Source organism: Arthrobacter sp. Y81 (assembly GCF_002929335.1).
Taxonomy (GTDB): Bacteria; Actinomycetota; Actinomycetes; order Actinomycetales; family Micrococcaceae; genus Arthrobacter.
Map to the genome: position 1 here is coordinate 1 of NZ_PJIL01000028.1, position 26,521 is coordinate 26,521.

The following is a 26,521-nucleotide window of genomic DNA, read 5'->3' on the forward strand; positions in this document are numbered from 1 at the left end:
CCTCCGTGGTGATCCGGAGGGTCACGAAGTTACGGGACGGGCTTGTCACAAAGACTTCCGCGGCAATGATTTTCACAAGAGGTCCGTGCTTTCTTATCCAGAGGAAGGGAGGATCAGGCGAGTCTGGTGGCCCGGCCGGCGGGCAGCTTAGCGTTGCGTGGTTCCGCCGGGGGTGGTTGCGAGCAGAGCCAGCTCCGTACGGGCCGGCAGGCCTTCCCAGTCCCCGGCGGTACTAACAGCGAAGGCTCCGGTAAGGGCTCCGCGCTGCAGGCGGCCCGCCACCTCGGCGCCGTCGAGCAGGGCGGACAGGTAGCCGGCAGTGAAGGCGTCTCCGGCTCCCACGGTATCGATGCTGGTCACGGGGACGGCGGGTGTTTCCCATCGGCCGTCGGCGGTGTGGACTCCGGCGCCGGCGGCGCCGCGCTTGACGACAACTTCGCTTACTCCGAGCCCCAGAAGTTCGGCAGCCATCGCCGATTCAACGGCGTCGGGGTTCTGGGTGCCTGCTGGCGCGGAGGCCACCAGGCCGAGTTCATCGTCGGAGGCGATCACGATGCTGGCGTGCCGGACAAGCGGCGTGAGCACCTCGCGCGCCTCTTCCCGGGACCAGAGCTTGCTGCGGTAGTTGACGTCCAGGGACACCACCGTGCCGTCCGCGGCTGCGCGCTCGGCGGCGTACTGCACGGCCTTCCGGGACTCGGGGCTGAGTGCGGCCGTGATGCCGGTCAGGTGCAGAATGCGGGCTCCTTGCTCCAGGGCGCGGCCCACGTCCTCCCGGCTCAGCGTGGACCCGGCGGAACCGGAGCGGTAATAGAAGGCACGGGTGACATCGGCCGTGCGGTGTTCGAGGAACATCACCCCGGTCCGGCGCGTGGCATCTTCCCGGTGCTGGAGCCGGACACCCTCGGCGCGGAGCTGGCGGAGGATGAACTCGCCGTGCGGGTCCGCGCCCACCACCCCGGCCCAGCTGACGCTGTGCCCGAGCCGCGCAACGCCGACGGCCACATTAGACTCCGCCCCGGCGACGTGCATGGTCAGGGCGCCGCCGGCGGACAGCGGCCCGGCGGAACGCAGCGAGACCATGGATTCGCCAAAGGTCAGGAGATCAACCGGAAGGAGCCCGACGGCGGCACTCACCGCAGGCTCTTCGGGGTGGTCCGGCGGTCGTAGTCGGAAGCAAGGGCGACGAAAGCGCGGGCTCGCTCCCGCACAGGGGCAAGTTCGCCACCCGATCCGGCGTCGCCGAACAGGGGGCCGCCAAGCCCTACGGCGATGGCACCCACTTCCCAGTAGCCCGCCGCTTCTTCGAGCCCGACTCCGCCGACGGCGACAAAAGGGATGTCCGGGAAAGGATCGCGCAGCGCCTTGAGGTAGCCCGGGCCGCCGATGGAGGCGGGGAAGAGCTTGACCGCGGTGGCTCCGCGGTTCATGGCCTCCAGAGCCTCGCTCGGGGTCAAGGCCCCGGCCAGGATGGGGATGCCCCGTCTGGCAGATTCTTCGATGGATGGTGCCAGCGACGGCGTGACCATGAACTGGCCGCCAGCGGCCGAGACGTTGTCCACGTCCTGCACTGTCAGCACTGTTCCGGCGCCGACAAAGCACCCGGCGGGTGCCGCCGCCCGGACCTCGCGGATGGCCTGGACGGCTCCCGGCGTGGTGAGCGCGATTTCGACATAGCGGAAGCCCTCCTCCATCGCAGCGAGGGCGGCCTTCGCCGCAGCCTGCCCTTGCGTGCCACGCACAATCGCCACGAGTCGCGTTTGCCGTATCCCGGCCAGCAGGCTCTCCGGGGTCAGGGTGTTCTGCATGCTGGGCTGCTCCTTCATTGGGGTGTCCATCTCCGTGCCCGTGCTCGGGACCGTCACCATTCTGCGAAGGCGCCGTCGGGCTGGCGCCAGATCGGACCGCGCCAGGCATGCCCGCGTTTGTCCGCTGCACGGACCACCGCCTCGTCGATCTCGATGCCCAGGCCCGGGCCGGTGAGCCGTTCGATGTGCCCGTCGACGAACTTCAGCGGGGACTTGTCGACCACGTAATCCAGGACCTCGGCGCCCTTGTTGTAGTGGATTCCGATGCTCTGTTCCTGGATCAGGAAGTTGGGCGTCGCGAAGCCCACCTGCAGGCACGCGGCCAGTGCCAGCGGGCCCAGCGGGCAGTGCGGGGCGAGCTGAACCTCGTAAATTTCGGCCAGCGAGGCGATCTTACGGACCTCGGTGATGCCACCGGCGTGGGAGAGATCGGGCTGGGCCACGGCGATGCCGGCCTGCAGCGCGGGCAGGAACTCCTGCCGGCTGTAGAGCCGCTCGCCGATGGAGACCGGCGTCGTCGTCGAAGCGGTGAACTCGCGCAGCAGGTGGGTGTTCTCCGGAACCACCGGTTCTTCGAGGAAGAAGGGCCGGAACGGCTCCAACAGCGGCGCCACCCGGCGGGCGTTGGCGAGGCTGAAGCGGCCGTGGAAGTCGACGGCGACGTCGCGGTGGTCCCCGAGGACCTGGCGGGCGGCGGCAACCCGGCGGACGACGCCGTCGAGCTCGGCCACGGAGGCGATGGGGCTCATCCGGCCGCTGGCATTCATCTTCACGGCGGTGAGGCCGACCTCCAGCTGAGCGCTGATCTGGTCGGCCACTTCGTTGGGTTCGTCACCGCCTACCCAGCCATACATCCGGATCCGGTCCCGGACGTGGCCACCCAGGAGCTGGTGCACGGGGGTGTTGAAGTGCTTGCCCGCGATGTCCCAGAGGGCCTGGTCCAGGCCGGACACGGCGCTGGCCAGGATGGGCCCGCCGCGGTAGAAGGAGCCCTTGGTCATGACCTGCCAGTGGTCTTCGATCCGGAGCGCATCGTTGCCGATGAGCAGCTCGGAGAGCTGGTCGACGGCGGTGCGCACCGTTTCGCTGCGGCCCTCGCAAGTCGCCTCGCCCCAGCCGACGATCCCGCTGTCCGTTTCGATCCGGACGAAAAGCCAGCGCGGGGCGACGAGGAAGGTTTCAATCCTGCTGATGTTTGTCATGTGTTGCCTAGCCCTTGGTCGCGCCGGCGGTGAGGCCGGACACAATGTACTTCTGCGTGAAGAGCGCAATGATCATGATCGGGATGGTAACTACGGTGGCGGCCGCCATCAGGCCTCCCCAGTCGATGCTGGCGTAGGAGACGAAGTCGAAGATCGCGACCGGCAGGGTCTTGGTCTTGGCGCCGGAGAGCACCAAGGCGAACATAAAGTTGTTCCACGAAAAGATGAACGACAGGATGCCGGCGGTGGCGATGCCGGAGACGGAAAGGGGCAGCGTGATGAGGCGGAAGGCGCCAATCGGGGTGAGCCCGTCCACCTGGGCTGACTCCTCCAGCTCCAGCGGCAGGGAATCGAAGTAGCTCATCATGATGTAGACGATCAGTGGCAGCGCAACGAACATGTGGCTGAGGATCAGCACCTCGAAACGGCCCACCATCCGCAGGTTGGAGAACACGTAATACCACGGCACCAGCAGGGAGACGCCCGGGATGACGCGGGCCATGAGGACCACGAGAGCCGAGCGGTGCATGGTGAACCGGCTCATCGCATAGGCGGCCGGAACACCGAGGACGATCGACAGTGCCGTGGAGACGAAAGCCACCCAGAAGCTGTTGAAGATGAAGACGAAGTAGTTGTTTCGCTGCAGCACGTTGGCATAGTTCTCGCCCGTCGGGGCGAAGAACAAGGCCTTGCCGGTGTCGTAGATATCCACATTGGTCTTGAAGGAGGCCAACAGCATCCAGAACAGCGGGGCGATCAGGAACAGCACTACGGCGATCAAGGCAATGACGCGGAAGGCTTTGTAGGCACGTGTTGCCAGGGGCTTCCGACGGCGGTGGATCGCCTGGGGCTGTCCGGCGGACGTTTGGTCTTGGGTCAGGACGGTCATTTGCTTACCGCTTTCTTGCGCATGGTCAGCAGCCACATCGAGCCGATGATGATCATGAAGAATAGGATCAGCACCGCGGAAGACAGCCCGTACTGGTTGTAGTCGAAGCTAAGGCCGTAGGCGTAGACGTTGAGGGTCTCCACTTCGTGGAAGGATCCGCCGCCCTTGCCCTTCGTGGCGTAGAGGATGTCAAAAGTCTTCAGCGCGTCGATGCCCCGGAGCAGGATGGCGACAATCACCGTCGGCATCATGAGCGGCAGCGTGATGTAGAAGAAACGCTGGAAAGCGTTGGCGCCGTCCACCCGGGCCGCCTCATCAGGTTCTTCGGAGAGGGAGGTCAGGCCGGCTAGCAGGATCAGCACCACCATGGGGGTCCACTGCCACACGTCCATGAAGATAGTGGTTCCCAGCGCGGTGTCCTGGCCGGAGAGCCACGGCTGCGCAGGAATGCCGATCATGCCCAGCAGCTGGTTGGCGAAGCCGATGTTGGGATCGAAGATCAGCCGCCACATCATGCCGACGGCTACGGGGGTGGCGACCAGCGGCAACAGGATGGCCACCCGGACCCACTTCTCGCCGCGGAAGGGGCGCCACAGGAGCAGGGCGATGCCCATGCCGAGCACGACCTCGCACGCGAGTGCGACGCCGGTGAAGGACAATGTTCGGCCGACGGCGGGCCAGAAGCGTTCCGTGTCAGAGAGAACCGTCAGGTAGTTCTGCAGGCCGATGAACTCGGTGGCGGCGCGGACGGAGCCCTGCGAATCGGTGAGGCTCAGGTACAGGGTCCAGGCCAGCGGGAAGACAATCAGCACCCCGACAAAGATCATCGCGGGGGCCGCAAAGAGCCATTTGCGGTGCCGGTTGGACCAGGCGGAGAAGTTCCCGCGCATGCTGGGAGGGCGGCCGGCGCTGCGCGCAGGAGCGCTGCGGGGAGCGTTCATTACAGACATGGTTCACCTAAGGAGTTTGGGGGTGAAGAGCGGGCCGCGGCGGGACGGCAACGTGGCTGCCGTCCCGCCTGGCTGTTGTGCACTCAGACGCCAGTGCGCCAGGGGTACTATTTCTTTTCGCTGTCCAGAAACTTCTGGAAAGCTTCGTGGGCCGAGTCAGCCGCTGCCGAAGCGTCGGCGCCGGTGATGCTGGCAACGATCGGCTCGCCGACGATTTCGCGGGCCTTGCCTACGGTGACAACCTCGGGACGGTCATGGCCGACGCCGTTCTTGGCACTGACGGCAATGGCCTCGGCGAGGTCCTTCGGGTAGGTGGAGGTTCCCTCGGCATCGGACCAGACGGAGGAGCGAGGTCCTGGTACACCGGCCTTCTGCGCGGCCAGAGTGCGTTCCTTGCTCGTGGCCCACTGGATGAACTTCCAGGCGTTGTCCTGGTTGCCCGAAGCCTGGTTCACCGCCAGGCCCCACGACGGGATGTTGTACGGCTTGGAACCTGCCGGTCCGGCCGGCAGGGCAGCGAAACCGACCGTGTCAGCGACCTTGGACTTGGCCGGATCGGTGGCGTTCTTGTAGAGCGAGTCGGCTTCGGTGTAGAACGCGGCCTTGCCCTGGGTGAAGATTGCCATCGCCTCGGGCCAGCTCATGTCGGTGCTGACGTTGGCGGGGCCGTAATTGCGGATCAGGCCACCGTAGTAGGCGTAGGCCTTCTTCGCAGCGTCAGAGTTGACGGTGGACTTACCGCTGGAATCAGTGAAGTCCCCACCGAAGCTGTACAGAAAGCTGGAGAACTGAGTGACCGCCGCGGACTTGCCGGTGCGGGCCACGAAGCCTGCCGTATCCGGGGAAGACGCCTTGATGGCCTTGGCGGCCGCCTCGAGCTCTTCCATGGTCTTCGGGACCTCGAGGCCGGCGGCCTGCAGCAAGTCCTTGCGGTAGTAGAGCACTTCGCGTTCGGTGATGATCGGGACGCCCATGACCTTACCGTCAGTGGTCGTGGCCTTGACCGGGCCCTCCTGGTAGTCCTTCCAGTCCCAGTTGGCATCCGAGGACACCTTGCTCGTCAGGTCCGCGAGGTAGCCGTTCTTAGCGAACGCCTTGCCCTCCTGCAGCGGGCGGTACATCATCACGTCGATCTCGTCGCTGCCGGCGTTGAGCTTGACGTTGTACTGATCGGAGAGCTGGTCTTCGCCGAGCTGGGTCAGCTCGACCTTGAGGCCGCTGGACTTCTCGAATTCCGGAATGGCGGCCTTGATGCCTTCGGTCCACACGTGGTTGGCCAGGGTTACCCGCACGGTGCCTGCTGCCTTAGCATCATCGCTGCCGCTGCCGCCACTGCAGGCGGTTAGGCCCAGTGACAAGGCCGCGGCGACGGCCGCGTACTTCACAATTGAACGTCGCTTCATTACGACTCCCTTGGTTTTCAGGGCTGGCGGTCCGCGCCCAGCCATGTGCACATGCATCTTTACATCTGCTCTGAAAGCGATCATAAGGAAATAAAGCAGACTTAAACAAGACCTATGCGGCCACCAGTATGATTTATTTATGAAAACTCCCAAAGCTGTGGCCCCGGCCGACCTGCACAGAGTGCTGGTCGAAAACCTGGGTCTCGCCATCGCCGAGGGGGCCCTGGCTCCGCACTCCATCCTGCGCCTGGACGAACTCGAGGCGCAGCACAATGTCTCCCGCTCCGTGGTCCGGGAGGCCACGCGGGTTCTATCGTCCATGGGCCTGCTGGAATCACGACGGCGGCTCGGGACGGTGGTGCAGCCGGAAGAATGCTGGAACCTCTACGACCCGCAAGTCATCCGCTGGCGCCTCGCCTCCTCCAGACGACTTGAGCAGCTGCGGGCGCTCAACGAACTCCGCGGCGCGATCGAACCGCATGCGGCCAGGCTCGCGGCCGAGCGCGCCTCGTGGGATGCCGGCAGCGACCTGGTGTCTCGGGCTGCGCGCCTGTGGGCGGCGGGCCAGCGGGGCGACCGGGACGAATTCCTCCGGCTGGACATCGAGTTCCACGCCGCCGTGCTCCAGGCCTCCGGCAACCCCATGTTTTCCCAGCTGCACAACCTCGTGGCTGAGGTCCTGACCGGGCGTACCGAGCACGGCCTGATTCCCCAGTTGCCGGACCATGAAGCCCTGCAGCTGCACGTGGACGTGGCCAGTGCGATACAGCGCAGCGAGGCAAACGCTGCGCATGCCGCCATGAGCCGGATCGTGGAGCAGTCCACCGAGGAAATGGGCGACATCTGGTCCAGCCACCATGCGGCGGCGCCGGAAACGGTGCTGCCGCAGCCCCGCGGGCACCTCTCGTGAGCACCGCCGTTGGGGCCGCAGTCGTAGTCGCCACGGAGTGACTCCCTTTCCGTGAGCCGGAGCACCGCTGGCGCCAGGTTGTCGGCGAGTGCGCCCTGGCGTCGGCACGCAAGATCACGGAGGTAGAGGGGGCGAAATGATCCGGGATATCGCGTGGCGCCTGCGACGGCTGACCGGCGAAGCCGTTTCCGATCTGGGCCCGATGCGGGTGGCCCGCCGTACGGAGCTGGTCTCGCTGGACCTCCAGGACCGCCGGAGCGGCTACCCGCTGGAAATGTTCCTTAAGGCCAGCCTCCGGGGGTGGGCCATCCGGGAAGTCCCCGTGGGCTATTCTCCCCGCACCGGGAAGTCCAAGGTGACAGGGACACTGCGCGGCACGGTGACGGCCGTGCGTGACATGTCCGCACAACTCAAAGCGACAGCTGCTGAGATCAGGGCCGTCTCCGCTGCCACACCTGCCGGACCGGTCCGCAAGGCTGCCGGCCGCGAAGGACAAACATGAGGAACATCGTGGAGCTGACCGTGGCAGTAATCGCCAAGGAGTGCAGCCCCGGGCGGGTGAAGACCCGGCTCTCCCCTCCGCTGACTCCGGTTCAGGCAGCCGGCATCGCGCAACTGAGCCTGGCCCGGACGCTGGACACGGTGCGTCACCTGCCCGTCTCACAGCGGATCCTGGTGATGGAGGGAACTCCGCGGCGCCAAGGCGCGGATGGATCTACGCCGCGTCAAAACTGAGCCAGGAGCACCTCGCCGCACCAAGTGCCCTCAGTAGCGGCCCCGACCCCGTCGTCACCGGTGAGTACAGGCTGGGCGACGTCCGGCATATCACCGCGTCCTCGCAGCTGATCAAGGACGAGCTGGGCTGGTCTCCGGCCATCCGTTTCGATGAAGGTATGCGCGAATTTGCGTTCGCACCCCTTCGCGGCGCCGGCTGATACGTGTTGGGGCGCCGACGCCCACTCCCACAGGCTCTCGGCCGATACCCGGCGTTGCCTGGGCGACGGATGCCGATCACGGCCTATTTGGCGATCCTGCCCACTATCTGGCGGGCCACGAGCCGGTCGATTCCCGGCAGATGGGTGGCCCGAATGATCCACCGGCGCAGGAGTCGCTGGGTCCGGTTTGAGGGGAGGAATGATGACGCGGTGCGCCTCCCGGCTGCCTGGGCCTCCTCGACCACGGGTCGCCAGCGTCGCTCGAACTCGGCCAGGGCTGAACTGATCTCCCCAGGTGACGCCACGGGTCCGAGGATGTCCCCCAGTAGCGCGGCACCTGCGATGGCGAGGGAGCCGCCCTGACCTGCCAGGAGCGACACGGCCCCGCAGGCATCCCCGACCAGGACGGTCCGTCCCCTCTGCCAGCCCGGCATGACGATCTGTGCGACGACGTCGTCGTACGGATGATCGGGGCACAGTTCCAGCAGCCGGTCGACAGCGTGTCCGAGTCCGGCGAACTCGCGGCGCAGCCGCTCCCGCGGACTCCCGGGTCCCACTTGCCCTGTCGCGCGTGTGGCGTCCCGGTAGACCATGAATGCCGCCACCTCGTCCGAGCGGAGGCTGTAGAGCCCGACCATCCGGTCGATGCTGTCGGTCAGGACGAACCGGTTCCGGAAACGGGCATTCAGGAGCGGCTCGGTCACGATGAAGGCGGCAGCACGCATGCCCAGGGGGCGCACGTACTCCTCTTCGGGGCCGAACACCTGGGAGCGCACTCCGGAATGGATGCCGTCAGCGCCCACGAGAACGTCCGCGGCGAGCGTCACGTCCGGCGAACCATCGACGGCGACCCGCACCCCGTCGTCGTCACTCCAGACCTGGGAAACCGGCGCCCCGTAGCGGACCCGCACCCGGCCCGAGGGCACGTGGTCGAGAGCGGCGAGGGCAGCGCGCTCCAAATCGGGGCGCAGCAGGCTCAGGACCTTCCCCCCGGCAAGCCGGGCGAACTGGTCGTAGTCGATGCTGGACGTGGGCCGTCCTGTCGCATCGACATACTCGGCTGCCTCGACGTGATAGGCCACCGCTGCGAGCCGCGGATAGAGGCCAACCCGCTCCGCCGCCTCCACTCCCGGGCCGAAGAAGTCCATCATGTAGCCATCAGGGCGCGGAGCCGCCGATCTCTCGAGGACCTCTACGTCCCAACCGGCCAAACCGAGCTGGCGAGCCGCGACCAGGCCCGCAATGCCCGCCCCGACAACCACGGCCTTCATATCCTGCCTCCAACGATCGGATCAGCCGGGGGTGCAAGAGTCCCGCAGACACCCGCTGGCTCATTCTTGACTCAATCCTCCCCCTCGTAACTAGCCTTCGCATTCCTGACAGTATTGGTGGCCGTCGTGTTCCCGCGCCAGTTGGGAGCGGTGACGGACCAGGAAGCAGGAGTGGCACGTGAACTCATCAGCGGCCTGGGGGACGACTTGAATGATGAGTTCCTGAGCGACTATTTCGCCGCCGGGAACGCCGGGAGCGTCAGCATCATCAGGTGCGTCGAGTTCCCGCACGACGCTGAGGGCGTCAGGGGCGTTGGCGGACCTTAACGCCTCAAGGGACTTATCCTGCGATTCCTTGACGTCGGTGCGCAGTTCATCGTAATCAGCGGTCATGATCTGTTCCTCGATTTCTGGTTGTCGTCCCGAGTGCAACGAGTTCCCGGTAGCTTGTTCCCCAACTTGCTTCCGGATTCATAATGGTCGGGAAGGTCATAGTGAAGCACGATGACGGCCAACACCGCGACGGGAGCGTTCAAGTTCCAGAAGGAAACTGAGACAGCGCCCGGGACGGACGCTGCCGGGGGCCAAAACTCGGACGAACCGTATTTTTCTTGCCCAGGTTTCGGTGTCCTGAAACCTGTGGCCGTGTCTGGCAGCAGGCGCGGGAGTCGGTATCGCTCCCGGCCTCCAGCCCTTGGAGACGGGCAGCGTCAATCCTGCATCTGATCGAAACTGAACCCGCAGGCGCATCGGTAGGTGAGCAGGCCGCCGTCGTTCTTCCGATCCCGCGATTCAATAGGTGGCGTTTGGTCTGCGACGACCAACTGCATAGCCTCCCCGCAATGGATGTGCGTGGCCAGCATCCGCCGCAGCTGTGGATCTTCTGAAGACCTCTCAGGTGCAGTTTCCCTTAGCTGTGCCATTGCCGGCTTCTCACGCAGCCAGCAAGGCGAGGAGGTCGGCGCAGGCCCGCTCACAGCGCCGGCAGGCCTCTGCGCACACCCCGCAATGGCGGTCCACCGAAGCGTGCTGTTCACATTCATCGGCGCAGGCCCTGCACGCGATGCGGCACGCTTGAAGTACTGCACGGGTCACGTCCGGGTTGTGGCCCCACAAAGGCCATGGGCGAGGGCGAAGGGGAAAACGACCTGCAGCGTCTCGAGATTGAAGGGCACGTTCGGGATGAACAGCGTGGGCAGGGAATCGGGCAGCTCTCCTTTGTCGCCCACGGTCGGAACCGCGACGGCGGCCAACAGGGTGATCAGTGTCAGGACCACAGGCGTGGACGAGTGCCCAGGTGGCGATGCCCAGAGGGAGCAGGAGCCACACCCCGCCAGGGTCCAGCGCCCCCCGAAACCGGCGGCGTTAAGGATTCGTAAAGACTGCCCCTTATCTGGCGGTACGCCGGATTTCCGGTGTTACGATCCGTGATGTTCCTGGCAGTCCTGCCGGGTCACGGACCAGGACGCGCAGGGCTGGCCGACGAGCGGAAAGGACCATCCGATGCCGGCAACTGACAAGGTAGCCACCGGGCGCGGCCTCGCCGGAGCACTCCGTTCCCGGACAGCCTTACTGCTGGCATTCTCTTTTGCCGTGATGGCCGACCCCGTGTCGTCAGTCGCGTACGCCATTGAAGCCGCCCTCCGGGCGCTGAACGGCGACCTGGCCTTGCTCGTGCCCACAATGGGTCTCGTCGTAGCGATCATCGCCCTGGTGATCCTCAATTACCGGCAACTGGTCATGCGCTACCCGCAGGGCGGCGGAGCGTCGGCAGCAGTCGGTGAAGCCTTCGGGGACCGCTGGTCCTTCATACCGATAGGCGCACTGGTGGTCGATTTCGTCCTCACGATCGCCATCAGCGTCTCTGCCGGGGCGTCAGCGGCAATCGCATACTTTCCATCCCTGGCGCCCTGGCGGCTGCTGCTCGCACTGGCACTGGTAATCCTCGTCGGCGCCGCGACCTGGTTCGGGCATCTGGGGCGGCTGGCGTTCGCCGCGATGACCGTGGGATTCATCATCGTCTCCGCCCTCGTCCTGCTCTACGGCCTGGGCGCCACCCCGCAACCCGTGGGGACCATCACCGACGTACCCGGGCACCCTCCTGTCATCGCCGTCGTACTGGCCTTCCCCGTGGCCATGGCCCTGGCCACGGGCGTGGAAGCCCCGTCGTCGGCGATCGCCCAGCTGGGGCAGCTCGATGACGCCGGCCGGAGCCGCTTCGGGAGAGTCACGCTGTGGCTGACACTCGCCATAGTCGGAACGATCACCCTGGGCATGACCCTGGAAGCCGCGCACCTGCAGGTCGGTATCCCGCCCGAGGACAGCACCCAGATCGCCGAACTGGCCCGGCTGGCGGCTCCCGGTCCGGTCTTTGCCGCCTTCCAGCTCGTTACCGCCCTGCTGCTTCTCTCCGCCGCCAGCTCCTCTTTCCAGGCGGGTCCCGGTCTGCTCAAAGCCCTCGCCCGCCACACCAACAAACAGGGCGATACCGTCGGAATCCTTCCTCCCGCGCTGGGACGCACAAACACCCACCACACGCCCTACTGGGGGGTGGTGCTGTTCATCGCTCTGGCCTGCGCTGTCACCGCCGCGGCCGGCGGCGTTGACCAGGAACTCGTACTCTTTTACGCTGTGTCGGTTTTTCTGAGCTTCCTGGCCGGCCTGCTTTCCATGGCCCTTTTCTCCCACCGGGACGGCCGCCGCGGCTACCTCATCATGAATATCGCGGGCGCCGCGGTGGTGGCGTTCACCCTGATCGCCAACCTCTCCCGGGGCCTGCCGATCATCAGCCTGGCCGCGGCCTTGATCATCGCGGCCGTCCTGTACGGGGCATGGGTCGGGGCCGGGCGGCCGCGGGGTATCCGCAACGTCGCAGCAGAAGCCGAGGAGATGTCCGAGTGAGGGCCGGCGGAAGAGAAAAGGGTCTGAAGATCCGTAATGCCGGCCCCGTGAATGGCGGCCCGCGAATACAGTCGCGGATCAGAGCCCACGGCGACAGTATTGGACGCGCGCTGCTGCATCCGGTCCGTTCGGTGCCCCTGGCGTTCCTCGCCGTGATTCTCCTGGGCTCCGGACTCCTGATGCTTCCCGTAGCGCGGACGGCCGCAGAGGCAGACCCCGTACTCCCCGCGCTGTTCACAGCCGTCTCGGCTGTCTGCGTCACAGGCCTGATCACCGTCGACACCCCAACGTTCTGGACGCCGTTCGGACACGCCGTGATTCTCGGGCTGATTCAAGTCGGCGGGTTCGGCATCATGACCTTGGCGACCTTGTTGTCGCTGCTCGTGCGCAAAAGCATCGGGCTCCGGGGCCAGCTGGTCGCACAGTCCGAAACGCACACCTTGAACTTCGGCGACGTCCGCTCCGTCCTTTTCCGGGTCGCCCGGATCATGGTCGTTTTCGAAGCCGCTACGGCCACCGTTCTCACGGTCCGCTTCTGGTTTGCCTACGACGACAATCCGGGCACAGCCCTTTGGCACGGGATGTTTCACGCTATTTCGGCGTTCAACAACGCCGGCTTCGCCCTCTACAGCGACAGCCTGATCGGCTTCGCCGACGACCCTTGGATCATCATCCCCATCTGCCTGGCGGTGATCGCCGGAGGGCTCGGGTTCCCCGTGCTCATCTCCCTCCTGAAGGGCGGCGTCCGGATGAAGGACTGGACCGTCCACCTTCGTCTGACTGTCTACGGCACCCTGGTCCTCCTCGCAGCCGGGTTCGCGCTCTTCGCCGCCTTTGAATGGAACCGGGATGAGACGCTCGGCCCCATGTCATTGGGCGGGAAACTCCTGGCAACCCTGGCCGGGAGTGTCTTCCCGCGCACCGCAGGGTTCAACAGCATTGATTACGCCTCCGCGTCCCCTGAGACCCTGATGATCACCAATATCCTGATGTTCATCGGAGGTGGCAGCGCAGGAACCGCCGGTGGCATCAAGATCACCACCTTCCTGGTCCTGGGGTTCGCGATCTGGAACGAGATCCGGGGCCGCGACCAGGTCACCATCGCCCACCGCTCCATCAGCTCCTCCGTGCAACGCCAGGCGCTCTCTGTCGCCCTCCTTGGAGTCGCCGCAGTGGTCATCGGCACGCTGCTGCTCCTGATGTTCACGGACTACAGCCTTGAGAAAGTCCTCTTCGAATCAATTTCCGCGTTCGCTACCGTGGGCGTCAGCACCGGAATCACCTACGACCTGCCCCCCAACGCCCAATGGGTACTTATGGTGCTCATGTTCACGGGCCGCATCGGCACTATCACCGTCGCTTCCTCCCTGGCCCTGTCCGCCCGCCCGCGGCTCTACCAACTGCCCGAAGAACGACCTATCATCGGCTAGCCCGCGCACACGGAACCCTGGACGGGCTCCCGTTGCGGGACCTCCGACAGCTGCGGGGGAATCCGGCGTTGGCAGGAGACCACGGCAGTACCGACGAACGCCACCGACGCGCCCTAAAGGTCCTCGCGGGGAGTCCAGACAATAGGGCGCCTACGTGGTCGCACCGACAGGTTGGGTGCGGCGTAGTGGATTCCGAATCCAATAAGCCAACTGTAGGCGGCGAGGAGCGATAGTTGCTCAAGGATCCCGGCCGGTGCAGGCTGCCAGATCCCGAGTGAATCCAAGCGGTAAGCGATCCCGGCCGCAATCGCGAAAACGATGATAAGAGTGCCGGTCACGAGCGAGAAGGTCGCCAGCCCCCGGGCATCAGAACGGAGCCGTCTTGCCAGGATGAATGCCGCAGCGGAGAGGCCACCGAAGACAAGGGTGCCGGCGCCTTGGTGGATTCGCCCGGCAAGTGTTGCGGTCGGCGGCTCCCCCGGCGGGTAACCCAGCGCGGGATCTGTCGGCACCAGGCCGCTGATGATAAAGCCGACAGCGGCCATGGCGATCACGATGGGACCCCACGGCGCTCCACGACCGGATCGCAGCACACGCCGAAGTCCGAGGGCGAAGAGTCCGAGGAGAACTCCGCCGAGAACGAACGCGACTGCGAACACCCACGCTCCGTCTCCGGTCCCAAGTTGACTCACGCCATTGCGCCACACGCTGTATCCCTGGCGGGTTGCTCCGGCAACTCCGAGGATAACGGGCAACGTAGCTCCCGCGATGACGCCGCCCGCGAGCAACGAACGCGTGAGAGCAACATGGGCGGGCATGGGGTTCTCCTTTCGACGAGGATCCAACCCTGCTTAAGAAAGCGGCTAACCCGTGCGAGTAATGGGGCACCTGCAAAGCCCCTGGGCTTATGGCACCGCGATGCGCTCCAGCGCGGTCACCGCTGCGGATATTCCGTCCTCGGCGCATACCCGGTGGCCCAACTCTTCGGCGGCACGTGCCATATCCGGGTCTGTGGCGGCGGTGGTTATGGCCGCGGCGAGGCCGGCGGCCGTGAGGTGGCGTTGCGGCTGTGGCGCGGGAGCGACACCGCGGGTATGTGCCAGCCGAGCCCAGAACGGCTGGTCGGCGATGAACGGGCACACCACTTGCGGGCGCCCCGAGGCGAATGCGGTGCCGACTGTGCCTGCGCCCCCGTGGTGCACCACGGCAGCCATACGCGGGAACAACCTCAGGTAGTCCACATCCTCCACAGCAAGAACTCCTTCACCTGACACGCTGCTGTCCAGTCCGCCCCAGCCCGCGCCGATCACCAGGCGTTTCCCTGCACGGCGTGCCGCTTCCAGGACCAGGGCCGTGCTGCGCGCGGGGTCACTGCCGGACATTGAGCCGAACCCGACGAACACCGGCGGGTCGCCTGCACGAAGGAAGTCCTCGACCTGCGGCGGCAGCGCATCGTCCGAGGGCGGAAGGAACCAGTAGCCGGTGGTATGCACCGAGTCCGGCCAGTCCAGAGGCGGGGGCAGCACCGAGGGACTGAATGCGTGCAGCACCGGAGCCTGGCCGTTATCCGGCCGGCGCAGCGGGTCGTGCCGTCCGCGGCGGCGCGGGAGACCGAGGGTGTCTTCGCGCCACCGGTCAACGACCCGGCCAAATATTGCCGCCGGGGCCGTCATCCCCACGAACGTGGCTCGGTTGGCCGCGGCAGGCAGCCAGGAAGGCATGCCCACGCCCGGCCAGGGAAATTCCCTGGTCGGCACGTACATCGGTATCGCCAGAGCCAGCACCGCCGGGATACCCAGCTTCTCGGCCACGTGCTGCCCGGCGATGATCTGGCCGTTGTGCACCACAATATCCGCGCCGGCACCAGCGCCTTCCGACGCGACGGCCCAGCAGTCGGCCAACAGTTGCGTGAACATGGCCGGCATGGTCCGTACCTGCCTCAGCCGCGCGCGCACACCGCCCTCGATCACCATTGCCGGGTCGTCCATCAACCGCATCGGGCCGTCATCCACGCCCGCGAACGGCACCCCATGACCAGCGACGAACCCGGCGAACCGTTGCGGGGCGGTAAGCACCACTTCGTGCCCGGCAGCAAGTAATCCCCGTGCCAGCGCAACGAACGGCTGAACATCACCGCGCGTCCCCAGTGTCATGATCAGTACCTTCATCGATCAAACTCCTCTCAGGTGAGGCCGCGGTGCTAAAAAACCACACTCCGCGGGAAGCATGCAGCGCTCAAAGGGGCCATGTTTCCCCATCGGCCCGGCGTTCATGGCTGCCGCCCGGTCACGTCCCCTGGGTGGAGGCCGCTAAGGAACCAACTGGCTCCCGCGACCATCAGCAGGAAGCCAGCGACGCCGATGACCGCAAGCTGTGTGATGATTCCGGCGATGACCAAAGCGAAGCCGGCAAAAGCGGCCAGGACACCGTAGATAGTGCGCGGGGACGCCAGATTCCGGGACAACCCGCCCTGTAGCTGCCGATCCAGATCCGGGTCGGTTGCCGCCAGTTCCTGTTCGAGCTTTTCAAGGCGCCTGCGCTCCTCATCTGACAGGGCCATGGCGGCGGCTTCCTGCCCTCCCGGGTACAACCGTGAGCCGGAGGACTGCAATATCCCGGTGCGTCCCGACGGGATCGGCCCAACGATCCAACCCGAACATCCGGACAATTCCGGCCGCCGAGCAGATGAGCCCCAGAAGCACCCTCGGGGTGATGGATTTGCCCGCACCATTGGGGCCAAGGAATCCGAGGACTTCGCTGGCGGCGACGCTCAGGTAAGGGCTGCACGGTGCACGTGTCCTGCCGAAATCTCCGACATGACCGAATGTTTCAACGACAGGCTTCTTTGCTGCAGTCATGAGCCGTCCGCTCCTCAGGTCATCACGCGAACGCCCGAGGCGGCTGCCAAGGCGTTCCGCAGGCATTGCCCACGGGCCGACCAGGCTTCCCGGCTCTCCGATCACAGCATACAAGCACCCGAACGGACGAGGAAGACCAGCACAAATCCCCGGGGAGGGACTCACTGGAAGGAAGGGCCGCAGTCGTTCTTCTCTGCCAACCCCTCATTCGTCAGCGCCGGGGCTGCTGACACCGGCTGCATTGCATGACCGCGGTGACGGCGCCACTGCCTGCTGCCGGACACGCCGCCGGCCCACCCAGGGAACCCTGACCCATCCCCTGCGTCCGGAGGCTCGGGGACGGCCAGGCCGGGGTGCGGTACATCGCTCATTGCAGTGGCACATCATTCCGGGGGAACCAGCGGCGTACAGCTTTCTCTGCCTCAACAATGATCAGCACGGTGGAACCCACGGCAACGCACAGGAGCCATTCCCAGGCGTTGAGCGGCGTAAGTTCAAGCAGCCTGGCGCTGACCGGCCAGGTCATCACCGCCCAGTGCAGGCCCAGGGCCGCCAAGGAGGTGAATAGGAGGGGCTTGTTGGCCAGGAGCCGGATCTGGAACAGGGACTTGACCTCGGCCCGGGAACTGAACACCTGGAAGAAACTCAGCATCACGAACATGGTCAGCGCCATGGTCCTCGCGTGGATATCCGTGTACCCCGCGTGCAGTTCCACGATGAATGTCAGGATCACAGCCAGCGCCATCCAGGCACCCGTGATACCGGCCCGGAACCACAGCGTGCGCGAAAGCAGACCCTCGGACGTGGGACGCGGCGGGCGGCTGAGTTCATCACCCTCCCCCGGCTCGAACGCCAGGGCAATGTCCTGCACCCCGTTGGTCACCACGTTCATCCACAACATCTGGACCGGCAGGAACAACAAGGGAGTCTCCGCAAACACGCTCAAGGTCACGGCCACCAGGGCGGCGGCACCCGTGGACAGCAGGAAGAACGTGGTCTTGCGGATCGCCGCGAACGTGACACGGCCTTCCTCCACCGCATGCACAATCGTGACGAAGTTATCGTCCGTCAACACGATGTCGGCGGCTTCGCGCGCCACGTCCGTTCCCGACCTGCCCATGGCGACGCCGATCGCCGCAGCCTTCAGAGCAGGGGCGTCATTAACGCCATCGCCCGTTACCGCCACCACCTTGCCCGCCCCCTTCAGGGCATCCACAATCCTCAGCTTGTCCATCGGCGAAACCCTGGCAGCGACGCTGATCTGCTCCAAACGGGCGGCCAGCATATGGTCATCCAGGTCCGCCATCTCGGCGCCCGTCAATGCCGGCTTGCCGGTGGGCAGGCCCAGCCGGCCGGCGATAGCCACGGCGGTCACCGGGTGGTCGCCGGTAATCATCATCACCTTGATACCCGCCCGCCGACACTTCTCCACCGCAGCAGCCACCCCGGCACGCGGCGGGTCAGTCATCCCTTCCATCCCAAGAAACGTGAGGCCGGACGGCGGGGGCAGCGGCACGGTGGCGTCCTCGTCGTCGGCCAGTATCCGCGAGCCGGTGGCGATGACGCGCAACCCTTCGCGGCCCATTTCCTCGTTGGCCTGGTGGATCAGTGCCGCTTCCAAAGGGACGGTGCCCGTCGCCCCCGCCATCTCCGCCGCGGCCTGCAGCAGTGCTTCGGGGGAGCCTTTGACATACAGGACGTGGCGGCCGCCCGGCTCCTCCCGGACAGTCTGCGAGTACCTCAGGTGCGGTTCGTAGGGCTGGTGGGCCAGCGGTTCAGCCGTGCGCTCCCGCTCGCTGATGGCACCGCGTGCGACGGCGGTCTTCGCCATCGCGGCGTCCACCGCGTCGCCGGAGTACTCCAGGCCCTCCTCATCCTCGGCCGACAGCGTCGCCTCGTTAGTCAACGCACCCGCCCGCAGCACCGCGCGGATGAGCGGCACGTGCGTGGCGCCGCCGCCATCGTCCTCGTCGGAAATGTCCAGCACCCCCGCCGCGGTCCAGATCTTCTCCACGGTGAGCCTGTTCTCGGTCAACGTCCCGGTCTTATCCGATCCGATGACGTCCGTGGAACCCAGCGTCTCCACCGCCGGCAAGGTGCGCACAATGGCGTTCCGCCTGGCCATCCGGGACACCCCAAGGCTCAGCGCCACTGTCAGGACGATTGGCAGCGACTCGGGGATGGTGGCCACGGCCAGCCCGACGGCGGTGCGGAACATCGTGGACACGTCATTGCCAAGCACCAGCCCCGCAATGAAGATGAAGACCAGCGCGCCGAGCACAACCATGCCGATGCGGCGCTCCAGGCTGTGCGTGAGCAGCAGCAGGGGCGACTTGCCGGAAGGTTCCTGGATGAGCGCGTTGATCTCGCCCAAGGCGGTCCCGGCACCGGTGGCTGTGACAACGCCCCTGCCGCGGCCGCTGCCCACGAATGTTCCGCTGAAGGCAACATTCGCCATGTCAGCATCACCGATGCTCTCCGGCAGCGGACCGGTGTGCTTGGTGGCCGCGAAGGACTCACCTGTCAGCAACGACTCGTCAACCTGGAGCCCGTTCGCTTCAAACAAGCGCAGGTCGGCGGGCACCCGTTCGCCGCTCTCCAAAAGGACCACATCCCCGGGCACCACGTCACACCCGGCCACCACCTGCTCCGTGCCGTCGCGCAGCACGCGGCACGACGGCGTCGAAAGCGACTGGAGCGCGCGGACGTCCGCCTCCGCCTTGCGCTCCTGGACAAAACCCAACGCGGCGTTGATAGTCAGCACCAGGAAGATGGCTCCGGAGTCCACCCAGTGCTGCTGGACCAAGGTGACGAGGGCGGCAACCAGCAGGATGCCGATCAACGGACTGATGAACTGCCGCAACAGCACGCGCCACCACGGCGTCGCTCCCGCGAAGCTCAGCTCATTAGGCCCGGCCTCAACCAGCCTGCGCGAAGCCTCCGCGGAAGTGAGTCCTTCCGGCCCGGACGAAAGCTCCGTGAAGACGTCTTCGGGACTCAAAGCGTGCCAAGGCACAGGCTTCACAGGGCTTAGTGCGGATGCCGCGAACCGGGCTGCCATAGCCACAGTCTTCCCGGGCACAGTCAATCCGGCAAGCAACGGCACCGTCACTGGCCGGAAACCGCGCCCCCTCACTCACCCGAACGGGACGCTGCTCCTCCTTGGGGCTCGTCGCCCTCGCCGTCCAATACGGCCACATGCGCACCGCCATGAACGCCGGCTACGCGTCCCGGAGCCGGAACGGAATGCACGACCTGCTCGACCTGGAAACGGCTCTCGCCACCGCCGACACCCTTGCCTCGCTCAACGAAGACCTGACATACGGCGCAGGCATCTCAGGCCCAGCAGCCCGCAGAGCCATCAACGCCGCCCAGCATGCCCCCGAATGCACTGGCACAATCGTCAACGCGAGGCAGGCCCGTGCGCTTCTTGAGAACCCGTCGCTGACCGTCTACGAGAACCCGTCCGCGATGCTCATGTGCGTCTACAAACCGGACCGAGCCCTCTGCAACCGCATCACCGAACGCGAAGCACCTCGCCTGGACCGCGGCGTCCCATCATGCGCCAACACCGCACGAACCAATGATCACGCAAACCTGATGCGACAGGAGGCCGAATGAGCCCCGCGCACGACGAACGCGCCCGCATCCAGACAGCCATGGAACGAATCCTCAGCGGAAAACCGGAGCACTCCAACGGGGCCCTGACCATCGTGGCCCTCGCCGCAGAAGCAGGAGTGCCCCGAAACGCACTCACCCAGCGGCACATAGACCTGAAGAACCACTTCTACGAGAAGGTAAGGGCACTCTGCGGGACACCAGACAGCGAAAGACGCCTCCGGCGGGAAACAGCCAGACTGAAACGCTTGCGGGACGACGATAGAAAAGTGATCCAGCAACTTAAGACTGACAACGAAGCCCTCATCGGGGCTCTCCACCTAGCACAGCTCCAAAATGAAGAGCTCCGACGGCGACTGGCGGCGTCCGGAGGCACAGTGCAGACCATCGGCAGGAGTTGATGTAGAAGACCCGAAATGGGGCGCGCTCATTGGACCCGGAGACAAGGACCGGACTGTGCCCGCGATCGGCAGGAATCATGTCCGAGTTTGTGGACAGGCAACGAACTTACCGTCCGGGCATGGAACGGCCTTGCCGAGCGACGACAAGTGCGGCCCATGCCGCCCGATCACTTCCGGAACCGTGTTCGGCCGGGTGGCAGGTTGCGGGACGCCTCGGTTCAACAAATGCTAATTCGGTTTCTCGGCGTCCGGATTCATGGCTGCGATTCTTTCGCGTACCTGTGCCAGTTCGTCTTCGAGAAACTCGAGGTAGCTGCTGAGCTCCTCCTGATCCCTCCGGCGGTTGGGACGGCGGGGCGCCGCAGGCATCGGAGCATAGCACGCCGGCGGGTACGGGAGGGGCGGAGCGGCATAGCTTTGGGCCGCATATCCCGGGGGCGCGTAGTATGCGTCGTCGCAGCACCAAGGGCCGTGACGGTGATGGCAGGACATGGCTGCTCTCCTTTTTGCTGGCTGGATTCTTACGTTCTACAACCAGGCTGTTGGCAGGGCAAAAGGCTTCAGTAACCCGCTCCGAGGTTGTTGGGCTGCAGGTTCACTGACGGCGGGCTGCCGCGGACTTATGGCCCGAAGCTGTATCCGTGGTGCGTGCAATACTGGGGGCAGTTTCACCCCCTCTGCGGCAGGAGACCGATTGTGCCGACCTTGGTCTGGATTCTGGTCAGCGGTGTGCTGATGAGTGCCCTGGCCCTGGTCGGCAGTGTGACGCTGCTGCTCCCTGAGAAGTACTTTGGGCGGGTTGTCCTTCCTCTGGTGGCTCTGGCTGCCGGATCCCTTCTCGGTGGCGCGCTGTTCCACATGCTCCCGGAAGCGGTGGAGGCTTTGGGGAATGTCCTGGCCGTCTACGCGTCGCTCGCTCTTGGATTCGTGTCGTTTCTGGTGTTGGAGCAGTTCCTGCACTGGCATCATTGCCACCGCAGCAAAAGTGCACACCGTCCGGTCGGATACATGATTCTCCTGGCCGATGGGTTGCATAATTTCATCGGGGGCTTGGCCGTTGGCGGTGCTTTCGTCCTGGATATCAGGCTCGGGATCATCACGTGGCTCGTCGCGGCGGCACACGAGATACCCCAGGAACTTGGCGATTTCGGGCTGCTCGTCCACAGCGGATGGAACCGCCGTCACGCGCTGATGTTCAACGTCGCCTCGGCACTGACGTTCCTGATCGGCGGGGTCACGGCCTACGGGCTCTCCGGCAGCCTGAATGTGGCCTTCCTTGTCCCTTTCGCCGCCGGCAATTTCATCTACATTGCGGCAGCAGACCTGATCCCGCAGTTCACCGCCGACGAAAGTGCCGCCGCCAAGCTCGCCCACACGCTCAGCTTTGTTCTGGGCCTCGGCGGGCTGTTTCTGCTCGCCATCACTTTTGCGTAAACCACGGAGAACCCCAGGAGGGCCATGAAGACCCCATCGTCCCCGACACCGGGCAGACGGGAACACCGTCGGAGGCCGCTGAGCGCTGTCATTGAGACGGGCCCGCCCCGCCAGTAGGCATCGCGGTTGAGTTCGTAGATGGTTTGCGAGATCCGTGTGGGGTCCTTCCCGCGGACGGCGTCGGCGAGCACGGCGACGGCGCCGCGGACCGCGTGTTCCTGGCCTTCGAGCGTTGCCTCAGCGATGCCGCTGAGTCCCTCGTCGGTGCTCAGTCGGACGAAAATAAGGTTCGTCCTGTAGAAGTCGACGACGACCGTGTCGAGGTTGGTAATTTTCATTCGTAGATCATCCTTTGACAGCGCCCGCGGTCATCCCGCTGACGACATACCGTTGTGCGAACAGGTAAAAAGCGACGGCCGGCAGTGTGAACAGGAGACCGACGGCCATGATGGTCTGGATGGAGGTGTCCTGCTCGCCGATGAAGCCGGCAACACCGACTGAGGCGGGCTGCAGGGATTTGTCGAACACGAAAGTGACCGCGAAGACATACTCGTTCCAGGCGCTGAAGAAGGCGATGACCGCGGCGGCGGCAATGGCCGGCGCTATCAGCGGCAGGATGATGCGGGCGAGGACGGTGGGTGGGCGGCTGCCGTCGACACGCGCTGCTTCGTCGAGCTCGCGCGGGACGCCGTCTATCGCGCCTTTGAGGATTAGAGCGACTACAGGCAGGGCGAATGCGGTGTCGGCCAGGATAAGTCCATGCAGCGAGTTCAGCACGGTCGAAGCCGGCGACCCCCAAGCGGCAGAGGCGGCCATGAGATACGCGATCCGAGGGTCCGACGTGGACCTCAGCAGCGGAGACCCGCGTTTGAGGAACCCATCGCTCACCCCGGCGTCCACCGCAAGGGATCGCCTGTCCAGTAGGTCTCTGGGACTGCCACACTGCGGCTACTTTCCAACTCCGCATCAGAGCGGCAGGCTCAGGCCGCCGGAGGGGCTGTGGAACCGCGGACAATCACCTGCGTGGCCAGTTCGACGCGGTGGGAATCCAGGACTTCACCGCGTGCCTGGCGCAGCAATGACCGCAGCGCCGCGCGTCCCATTTCCTCCAGCGGCTGGGCCACAGACGTCAGCGCCGGAACGGATTCCTGGCCTTGGCTTGTCCCGTCGAAGCCAATGAGACTGATGTCTTCTGGGATTCTGAGACCATGCCGACCCGCTTCGCTAAGAACGCCCAATGCAATACTGTCGCTTCCGGCAAAGATGGCTGTGGGAAGCTGTTCGAGCTTGAGCAGGGCTTTGAAGCCGGCCACTCCGCTGTCCCGGCGGAACCTGCCGCCGGAAATAATGTAGTGGGGTTCGATAGGTACGCCCTGTGCCATGAGAGCCGCCATGTACCCGTGCAGGCGCGCCTGGTTGCATTCAGCCCGTTCGATGCCGCCGATGTAGGCGATGTGCCGGTGGCCCAGCGCCAGCAGGTGTTCTGTCGCGGCTTTACCTCCGGCCCAATTTGTCGCTCCCACGCTGACCACATCGGCCGGGGGCGGGTTGAGGGGGTCAATCACGACGACGGGAATTTGCCGACGCCGGAACGCATGCAGTTGCGCCTCGCTGAAAGCTGACGTCACTACGATCATTCCCGCTCTGCCTTCGTCCAGCATGCGCTGGGCGCGGCCCTCAGGGCTGATCCCGCTCGAAGGCGCCTGGCCGGTGACGCTTACCAGAATCTCAACATCGGCACCGGCGGCAAAGCGCAGTATGCCGTTCAGGACCTCGACGGTGTAGGCCGAGTCGAGGAAGTCGATGACCACCTCGACGACGGTGGCAGCCTCGGCAGCGGAACGGCGCTGGAGCGGGGACTGGTACCCGGCCTGCTCCAGCGCGGCCAGGACGCGGGCGCGGGTTTCCGGCGCAACATCGTCACGGCCGTTCACCACCTTCGACACCGTGGGCGCCGACACCCCCGCCTGCCGCGCCACTGTGGCGAGCGTTGGTTTGTCGTGACGGGTATTGGTTGCCATAAGATTCGAAACCTTTCGATAGTTTCACCGCTCCAATTGTGCATAGGCTGACGCACGATGGTCAAGAAGGACGATGGACCGCACATAAATCCTTCCAAGCCCCTTGACTACGGCACTTTTGTGGCATTAGTTTAGACCGTGACCTAAATCACGAGTGCGAAACATTTCGAGTCTTTCCCGGAGGCTACGCCTCGGAATGCTCAACCAAGCGATCACAGATGGAGAAGCAATGAAGCAACCCCAGTCATCCCGGCGCTCTTTTCTTGCCCTTGCCGCCCTTGCACCTTTCGCCGCCATGGTGACCAGTGCCTGCGGGACATCGGGGCCGGGCGCCTCCAGCGGAGGGGGTGCCAGCATGTGGTACCTCTCCGGTGAGCCGAACCAGACCACTATGCAGAAGGCGGTGGATGCGTTCGGTTCAGCGAACCCGGACAACAAGGTCGCGGTGACCTACTTCCAGAACGACGCATACAAAACCAAGATCAAAACGGCGATCGGCGCCGGTCAGGCGCCGACCATCATCTACGGCTGGGGCGGCGGCACCCTGAAGACCTATGCCGAGGCTAAGCAGGTAGAAGACCTGACCAGCTGGTTGGCGGAGAACCCGGACCTGAAGGACAAATTCTTCCCCGCATCCTTCGGCGCCGCCACCGTGAACGGTAAGGTCTATGCGCTGCCCAACCAGTACGTCGCCCCGATCGTCCTGTTCTACAACAAGGAGCTGTTCGAAAAGGCCGGCGCCCAGCCGCCAAAGACCTGGGACGACGTCATGTCTCTCGTCAAGACCTTCAATGACATGGGCGTGGCACCCTTCTCTCTTGGCGGGCAGTCGCGCTGGACCTCCATGATGTGGCTGGAATACCTGCTCGACCGCATCGGCGGAGCCGAAGTGTTCAAAGCCATTTTCGAAGGCAAGCCCAATGCCTGGAAAGACCCCGCCGTGATCGAGACGGGCACCAAGATCCAGGAGCTCGTCTCGGCAGATGGCTTCATCAAGGGCTTCTCATCCATCGCTGCTGACTCCAATGCTGACCAGGCGCTTCTGTTCACGGGCAAAGCAGCCATGATGCTCCACGGTTCCTGGACCTACGGCGCGATGAAGAAGGGCGGCCAGAACTTCGTCCAGGACGGCAAGCTCGGCTTCGTCCAATTCCCGATCGTCGCCGGCGGCAAGGGCGACCCAAAGAACGGCGTGGGAAATCCTGCCCAGTACATGTCCATCTCCTCAAAGGCCACCGAAAAGGAAAAAGAGACGGCGAAGAAGTTCTTCAAGGACGGCATCCTGACCGACACGGTCATAGACACCTACATCAATTCCGGATCAGTTCCCATTGTCAACGGCATCGAAGACAAGCTCAACACGTCTCCGGACAAGGACTTCCTGAACTTCGTCTACGACCTGGCCAAGAACGCACCGGACTTCCAGCAGTCGTGGGACCAGGCACTCAGCCCCACCGCCGCCGAAGCCCTGCTGAACAACATCGACCAGTTGTTCCTCAAGTCGATCACGCCTCAGCAGTTCGCCGAGAACATGAATGCCACCCTCGGAAAATGAGTAACGCCGTCTCCACCGCCCCTAAGACTGAGGCAGCCACCAGAAGTGCAGCCGTAAAAAGCGGACAGCGTGATAAAGCCCTCGCATGGCTGACAGTGCCCGCTCTGTTCTTCTTCGTGGTCTTCGCCGTCGTGCCACTGGCCGGTGTACTCATTCTGAGTTTCGCCAGTTGGGACGGCATCGGTGCCATCGGATCAGCGGGACTGAGCAACTGGTTCTCGGTGCTTGCGGACCCCGGGCTGTACAACGCTCTGGGACTGACCTTCCTGATCATGATCGCCTCGTGGCTGGTCCAGACTCCCATCAGCCTCCTTTTGGGTGTCTTCACCGCCGGTAGCCAGCGCTACCGGGCGGCCCTGGCGGTGCTCTATTTCCTGCCTTTGCTGCTCTCGTCCGCAGCAGTCGCCATCGCCTTCAAAGCCCTGCTGGACCCGAACTTCGGCCTGGCCACGGGCCTCGGACTGCCGTTCCTGGCCCAGGACTGGTTGGGGGTCCCGCATCTGGCCGTGGGTTTGGTCATCTTCGTGATTGCCTGGCAGTTCGTGCCTTTCCATACGCTCATTTACCAGGGCGGGGTGCGGCAGATTCCCAAATCACTGTATGAAGCGGCCGAAATCGACGGAGCGGGGATAGTCAAGCAGTTCTTCCATATCACCCTCCCGCAGTTGAAATACACCATCATCACCTCGTCCACCCTGATGGTCGTGGGGTCGCTGACCTACTTCGACCTGATCTTCGTCCTCACCGGCGGCGGACCAGGGAACTCCACGCGGATCCTGGCCCTGGACATGTACCTGCGGGGCTTCCGGGCCAACCTTATGGGCCCGGCAAGCGTCATCGCCGTCATTCTCGTACTCATCGGCCTTGCACTTGCCTTGTTCCTCCAGCGCCTTGGAGGCCAGGACAAGCAGGGCAGCCAATTGGAAGGTATGTAG

At 64.9% G+C, this 26,521-nt stretch carries 25 protein-coding genes and 2 pseudogenes; 10 read left to right on the forward strand and 17 right to left on the reverse strand.

Annotated elements, in window-relative coordinates:
- Window positions 1–147 precede the first annotated feature (147 nt).
- The 6 genes from CXQ91_RS22585 to CXQ91_RS22610 form a co-directional block, all read right to left on the reverse strand.
- Entirely contained in the window at window positions 148–1,137 is a 990-nt protein-coding gene (locus tag CXQ91_RS22585; protein ID WP_258074230.1) for a sugar kinase, read from the reverse strand.
- The gene (locus CXQ91_RS22590; protein ID WP_258074231.1) at window positions 1,134–1,826 is read right to left on the reverse strand and encodes a bifunctional 4-hydroxy-2-oxoglutarate aldolase/2-dehydro-3-deoxy-phosphogluconate aldolase; all 693 of its coding nucleotides are present in this window, start codon (window positions 1,824–1,826) and stop codon (window positions 1,134–1,136) included. Before CXQ91_RS22590 ends, CXQ91_RS22585 begins: the two co-directional genes overlap by 4 nt.
- Before the next feature lie 35 nt (window positions 1,827–1,861).
- A complete protein-coding gene (gene dgoD, locus CXQ91_RS22595) occupies window positions 1,862–3,010 on the reverse strand; it encodes a galactonate dehydratase (RefSeq protein WP_104176104.1) in 1,149 nt (382 codons plus the stop codon).
- Window positions 3,011–3,017: 7 nt separating this feature from the next.
- Window positions 3,018–3,899, reverse strand: a complete 882-nt coding sequence (locus CXQ91_RS22600; RefSeq protein WP_104176105.1) for a carbohydrate ABC transporter permease — start codon at window positions 3,897–3,899, stop codon at window positions 3,018–3,020.
- The gene (locus CXQ91_RS22605) at window positions 3,896–4,849 is read right to left on the reverse strand and encodes a carbohydrate ABC transporter permease (RefSeq protein ID WP_258074232.1); all 954 of its coding nucleotides are present in this window, start codon (window positions 4,847–4,849) and stop codon (window positions 3,896–3,898) included. Before CXQ91_RS22605 ends, CXQ91_RS22600 begins: the two co-directional genes overlap by 4 nt.
- A gap of 107 nt (window positions 4,850–4,956) precedes the next feature.
- Window positions 4,957–6,252, reverse strand: coding sequence for an ABC transporter substrate-binding protein (locus CXQ91_RS22610; RefSeq protein WP_104176107.1), 1,296 nt, complete (start codon window positions 6,250–6,252; stop codon window positions 4,957–4,959).
- A gap of 139 nt (window positions 6,253–6,391) precedes the next feature.
- Between CXQ91_RS22610 and CXQ91_RS22615 the strand changes: the two genes are divergently transcribed.
- The 3 genes from CXQ91_RS22615 (at window position 6,392) to CXQ91_RS24935 (ending at window position 7,897) form a co-directional block, all read left to right on the forward strand.
- Window positions 6,392–7,162, forward strand: a complete 771-nt coding sequence (locus CXQ91_RS22615) for a FadR/GntR family transcriptional regulator (protein ID WP_181039012.1) — start codon at window positions 6,392–6,394, stop codon at window positions 7,160–7,162.
- A gap of 136 nt (window positions 7,163–7,298) precedes the next feature.
- On the forward strand, window positions 7,299–7,664 hold the full coding sequence (locus tag CXQ91_RS22620; protein WP_104176108.1) for a hypothetical protein: 366 nt from the start codon (window positions 7,299–7,301) through the stop codon (window positions 7,662–7,664).
- A complete protein-coding gene (locus tag CXQ91_RS24935; protein WP_181039013.1) occupies window positions 7,661–7,897 on the forward strand; it encodes a hypothetical protein in 237 nt (78 codons plus the stop codon). The genes CXQ91_RS22620 and CXQ91_RS24935 overlap by 4 nt, the downstream gene beginning before the upstream one ends.
- Window positions 7,898–8,180: 283 nt before the next feature.
- On the opposite strand, the gene CXQ91_RS22630 is transcribed toward CXQ91_RS24935, so the two are convergent.
- From CXQ91_RS22630 to CXQ91_RS22645, 4 genes and pseudogenes are all read right to left on the reverse strand, one after another.
- The gene (locus CXQ91_RS22630; protein WP_104176109.1) at window positions 8,181–9,368 is read right to left on the reverse strand and encodes an FAD-dependent monooxygenase; all 1,188 of its coding nucleotides are present in this window, start codon (window positions 9,366–9,368) and stop codon (window positions 8,181–8,183) included.
- A gap of 90 nt (window positions 9,369–9,458) precedes the next feature.
- Window positions 9,459–9,761, reverse strand: coding sequence for a DUF4193 domain-containing protein (locus CXQ91_RS22635; RefSeq protein ID WP_104176110.1), 303 nt, complete (start codon window positions 9,759–9,761; stop codon window positions 9,459–9,461).
- Between the two features lie 540 nt (window positions 9,762–10,301).
- Window positions 10,302–10,478: pseudogene (locus CXQ91_RS25560) on the reverse strand (four-helix bundle copper-binding protein); the annotation flags it as partial.
- Window positions 10,460–10,645: a hypothetical protein gene (locus CXQ91_RS22645; RefSeq protein WP_374953703.1), complete on the reverse strand. Its 186-nt coding sequence runs from the start codon at window positions 10,643–10,645 to the stop codon at window positions 10,460–10,462. The gene CXQ91_RS22645 and the pseudogene CXQ91_RS25560, both read right to left, overlap by 19 nt.
- A 226-nt stretch (window positions 10,646–10,871) precedes the next feature.
- On the opposite strand from CXQ91_RS22645, the gene CXQ91_RS22650 reads away from it, so the two are divergent.
- Both CXQ91_RS22650 and CXQ91_RS22655 read left to right on the forward strand, forming a co-directional pair.
- A complete protein-coding gene (locus CXQ91_RS22650) occupies window positions 10,872–12,269 on the forward strand; it encodes an amino acid permease (RefSeq protein WP_104176111.1) in 1,398 nt (465 codons plus the stop codon).
- A gap of 131 nt (window positions 12,270–12,400) precedes the next feature.
- Window positions 12,401–13,699: a TrkH family potassium uptake protein gene (locus CXQ91_RS22655; protein ID WP_258074233.1), complete on the forward strand. Its 1,299-nt coding sequence runs from the start codon at window positions 12,401–12,403 to the stop codon at window positions 13,697–13,699.
- Between the two features lie 113 nt (window positions 13,700–13,812).
- Here CXQ91_RS22655 and CXQ91_RS22660 read toward each other — a convergent pair whose 3' ends face one another.
- From CXQ91_RS22660 to CXQ91_RS22675, 4 genes are all read right to left on the reverse strand, one after another.
- Window positions 13,813–14,517, reverse strand: a complete 705-nt coding sequence (locus CXQ91_RS22660; RefSeq protein WP_104176113.1) for a DUF998 domain-containing protein — start codon at window positions 14,515–14,517, stop codon at window positions 13,813–13,815.
- 87 nt (window positions 14,518–14,604) lie between these two features.
- Entirely contained in the window at window positions 14,605–15,867 is a 1,263-nt protein-coding gene (locus CXQ91_RS22665) for a glycosyltransferase (RefSeq protein WP_104176114.1), read from the reverse strand.
- A gap of 101 nt (window positions 15,868–15,968) precedes the next feature.
- Window positions 15,969–16,259 (reverse strand): DUF3040 domain-containing protein, encoded by a 291-nt coding sequence (locus CXQ91_RS22670; RefSeq protein WP_104176115.1) that lies wholly within the window; start codon window positions 16,257–16,259, stop codon window positions 15,969–15,971.
- Window positions 16,260–16,924: 665 nt separating this feature from the next.
- Window positions 16,925–19,618, reverse strand: coding sequence for an HAD-IC family P-type ATPase (locus tag CXQ91_RS22675; protein ID WP_104176116.1), 2,694 nt, complete (start codon window positions 19,616–19,618; stop codon window positions 16,925–16,927).
- Window positions 19,619–19,719: 101 nt separating this feature from the next.
- On the opposite strand from CXQ91_RS22675, the gene CXQ91_RS22680 reads away from it, so the two are divergent.
- The 3 genes from CXQ91_RS22680 to CXQ91_RS22690 all read left to right on the forward strand — a co-directional run bounded on the left by CXQ91_RS22680 (window position 19,720) and on the right by CXQ91_RS22690 (window position 22,010).
- Window positions 19,720–20,178 (forward strand): hypothetical protein, encoded by a 459-nt coding sequence (locus tag CXQ91_RS22680; protein WP_104176117.1) that lies wholly within the window; start codon window positions 19,720–19,722, stop codon window positions 20,176–20,178.
- Window positions 20,175–20,576 carry a hypothetical protein gene (locus tag CXQ91_RS22685; RefSeq protein ID WP_104176118.1) on the forward strand — a complete coding sequence of 134 codons (402 nt, stop codon included), beginning with the start codon at window positions 20,175–20,177 and terminating at the stop codon, window positions 20,574–20,576. Before CXQ91_RS22680 ends, CXQ91_RS22685 begins: the two co-directional genes overlap by 4 nt.
- A 696-nt stretch (window positions 20,577–21,272) precedes the next feature.
- Window positions 21,273–22,010, forward strand: coding sequence for a ZIP family metal transporter (locus CXQ91_RS22690; protein ID WP_219816586.1), 738 nt, complete (start codon window positions 21,273–21,275; stop codon window positions 22,008–22,010).
- A gap of 134 nt (window positions 22,011–22,144) precedes the next feature.
- Here CXQ91_RS22690 and CXQ91_RS22695 read toward each other — a convergent pair.
- The 3 genes and pseudogenes from CXQ91_RS22695 to CXQ91_RS22705 form a co-directional block, all read right to left on the reverse strand.
- Window positions 22,145–22,348: pseudogene (locus CXQ91_RS22695) on the reverse strand (mandelate racemase); the annotation flags it as partial.
- Window positions 22,349–22,355: 7 nt separating this feature from the next.
- Window positions 22,356–22,898 carry a carbohydrate ABC transporter permease gene (locus CXQ91_RS22700; RefSeq protein ID WP_219816587.1) on the reverse strand — a complete coding sequence of 181 codons (543 nt, stop codon included), beginning with the start codon at window positions 22,896–22,898 and terminating at the stop codon, window positions 22,356–22,358.
- Between the two features lie 92 nt (window positions 22,899–22,990).
- The gene (locus tag CXQ91_RS22705; RefSeq protein ID WP_104176120.1) at window positions 22,991–24,031 is read right to left on the reverse strand and encodes a LacI family DNA-binding transcriptional regulator; all 1,041 of its coding nucleotides are present in this window, start codon (window positions 24,029–24,031) and stop codon (window positions 22,991–22,993) included.
- A 229-nt stretch (window positions 24,032–24,260) separates the two neighbouring features.
- Here CXQ91_RS22705 and CXQ91_RS22710 point away from each other — a divergent pair, with 229 nt between their 5' ends.
- Window positions 24,261–25,586 (forward strand): extracellular solute-binding protein, encoded by a 1,326-nt coding sequence (locus CXQ91_RS22710; RefSeq protein WP_104176121.1) that lies wholly within the window; start codon window positions 24,261–24,263, stop codon window positions 25,584–25,586.
- The gene (locus CXQ91_RS22715) at window positions 25,583–26,521 is read left to right on the forward strand and encodes a carbohydrate ABC transporter permease (RefSeq protein WP_104176122.1); all 939 of its coding nucleotides are present in this window, start codon (window positions 25,583–25,585) and stop codon (window positions 26,519–26,521) included. Before CXQ91_RS22710 ends, CXQ91_RS22715 begins: the two co-directional genes overlap by 4 nt.